Here is a 304-nt window from a genome sequence, read left to right on the forward strand (position 1 = left end):
GGCTATTGCTCCAGTCGCCGTGCCGACCAAACGCAAACCCCGCCTGATCATCATCAGTATCATTCTGCTCATCGCCGCTATGGCTTACGGCTATTACTGGCTGACTGTGCTGAAGAACTTCGAACACACCGAAGACGCCTATGCGGCGGGCAATCTGGTACAGCTGACGTCACAAGTCGCAGGTACCGTGGTTGCCATCCATGCTGATGACACCGATCTGGTGGACGCTGGCAAAACCCTGATTGCACTCGACAATACCGATGCGAAAGTCAGCAGTACTCAGGCTGCAGCCCAACTGGCGCAG

At 55.9% G+C, this 304-nt stretch carries 1 pseudogene; it reads left to right on the forward strand.

Annotated features, from left to right (window positions below):
- Positions 1–304, forward strand: a pseudogene (locus tag KDM89_RS21445) (biotin/lipoyl-binding protein); the annotation flags it as partial.

The organism is Cognatundibacterium luofuense, from assembly GCF_018139685.1.
Classification (GTDB): Bacteria; Pseudomonadota; Gammaproteobacteria; order Burkholderiales; family Burkholderiaceae_D; genus Undibacterium; species Undibacterium luofuense.